Here is a 2,040-nt window from a genome sequence, read left to right on the forward strand (position 1 = left end):
AGGGAGTGAGACCGGCGGCGAGCGCGGCGCTGAACGACATGTTGGCGGCGACGGCGAGATACGGCACGCCGACCGCGTAGATGATGAGGGAGCCGAGCGCCATCGTGCCGGCGGTACGGGGTACGGACCGGTCGCCGCCGGTCTCACTCCCTTCCTGCTCGGTGACGCCCTCAAGGCCGCGCTGGCGATGGGCCTGCTGCCCGCGTCCTGGAAGCTCGTCGGCCGCCAGGACTGAACTCCGCGCGCCGGCCTCCATCAGCGGGTGAGCAGCGTGCACAACCCTCGCCGCCGGTTGGGCAGCGTGCACGTTGGCCGGATGAGGCCGCGCCTCTAACGTCTGATGTGCCGGACCGAGAGGTGCTCGCACCGTCGACGCCGCCCAGGCCCACGGGGGTGGTGTGGGCGGCGCCACGTCGGTCACCCGGCGTGGATGTCACTGATGTGCAAGGCGTGGACGGCGTCGTGGATGCCCGTTCCGACGGTCAACAGGTCGAGCCCGAGCACGGCTTCGGCCGCGCGCAGATGCGCTCGTACCGTGTTACGGCTGATGCCCAGGGCGTGGGCGGCTCGCTGCGCGTCGGCGTTGGCGTCGATCCACGCCTGAAGGGTGCGCCGATGCCGCGCGGGCAGGGGGCGCAGGACGGTCCCGGCCCAGACGGCGGCGCGTTCGGTGGCCAGCAAGTCGTCCAGGGCCGGGGGAGGTTGACCGCCCTCGGCCTCCGCCGACCCGTCGGAACCGGATCCCGTGAGGGCCAGGGCCAGATGGACGGTGGCGCGGCAACGCACATCCGTGAGATCCCGGCCGAGCGCGTCGCCCGCCCGTCTCAGGTGCGCGGCAACGGTGTTACGGCTGAGGCCGAGCAGACCGGCCACCGCGGACCGGGGCATGTTCAGCGCCAGGCGGGTGACGTCCACGCTGGTCTTCGCGACGGAGTCCAGGGGGCGCACGAGCGAGCGGGCCCAGTCGAGGGCCGGCCGGCGGGCGAGGACACCGTCCAGCGGGGTCCTGCCGTGGTAGGAGGCGACACGGTCCGGCGCGGTGCGGGCGGCGGCCAGGGCGTGGGCGGCCTGGTTGTACGCGTCGGCCGTCGCGTTGAGGGGGTGCGCGCCGCTGACTCCCAGCGCGTAGCGCGGATTGTCGCGTACGAGGCGGCGCAGGAACTCCCCTTGCCCGCGCCCCCGTTCACCGGAACGATCCCCTTCGCCCTCCCCTTCCCCTTCCCCTTCCCCTTCGCCTTCGTCATCGGCGACGAGGCAGATCAAGTGTTCCTTGAACACCGGGCAGTGGACCATGAGATCCGGACCGTGATAGCCGGACGGATCCTGCTGGGCGCGGGAGATCCGGTCACGCTCGGACGGCGGGCAGTGCAGCAGATGGATCCGCAGCCGTCCGGCGTCGAGCAGCGGCGGTACGACACCGGTCGTCATCCGCCGTGCGAGCATCGGCTCGCCCGCCAACAGCGCCTGGAGTACGGCGAATCGCAGCTGACCCGCCTTGCGCTGGTAGTCACGCCAGGTCCGCTCGCTGTCCTCGGCATGACGCAGCAGGGTCAGCGCGGTGCCGACGTGCGCGATGAGCGCGGCCTCCTCCGGGGCCGGCTCCGAGGAGCCGGCCACCACCAGCACGGGTCGCGGCTCGTGCGTCCCCAGACCCTCGCAGCGCATCCGCAGCGCCCCGACATCGGTTGCGGCCGCGGCCAGTTGGCCGGAGGACAGGCGCGCCAGGAGGGGGGCGAGCGCGGGCAGCGTGTCCAGGGGAAACCCCTCCGTGGCGGCTTCCACCCTGCCCGTACCGTCCGCGACCAGCGCCACGTGGGAGCCGGTCTGCCGGTACAGCCAGTCGAGAATCCTGCCCAGGTCCGGATCGGCGCCCCGGGCAGCCTGCCGCCGCACCTCACGCAGCAGCCCGTCCAGCTGTCCGGCCGCCGGCCGCTCCTCGACACCTCCCACGGCTCCGCACCCTCTCCCTCACCACGCTCGTCCCCGCCCGGGAGCCAGATTACGGCCCGCCCCGGAGAGCCAGGGCCTGTCGTTTGGATC

Annotated in this window: 1 protein-coding gene and 2 pseudogenes; 1 reads left to right on the top strand and 2 read right to left on the bottom strand. The window is 72.9% G+C overall.

Annotated features, from left to right (window positions below; genetic code table 11):
* Positions 1-139, bottom strand: a pseudogene (locus BHU15_RS38915) (biotin transporter BioY); the annotation flags it as partial.
* Between BHU15_RS38915 and BHU15_RS38920 the strand changes: the two are divergent.
* Positions 131-235 (top strand): annotated as a pseudogene (locus BHU15_RS38920) (biotin transporter BioY); the annotation flags it as partial. The pseudogenes BHU15_RS38915 and BHU15_RS38920 sit on opposite strands and share 9 nt — an antisense overlap.
* 182 nt (positions 236-417) lie before the next feature.
* Here the strand turns inward: BHU15_RS38920 and BHU15_RS36300 are convergent.
* Positions 418-1,950: a PucR family transcriptional regulator gene (locus BHU15_RS36300; protein ID WP_069630990.1), complete on the bottom strand. Its 1,533-nt coding sequence runs from the start codon at positions 1,948-1,950 to the stop codon at positions 418-420.
* Positions 1,951-2,040 lie beyond the last annotated feature (90 nt).

This window comes from Streptomyces niveus (assembly GCF_001723055.1).
Taxonomy (GTDB): domain Bacteria; phylum Actinomycetota; class Actinomycetes; order Streptomycetales; family Streptomycetaceae; genus Streptomyces; species Streptomyces niveus.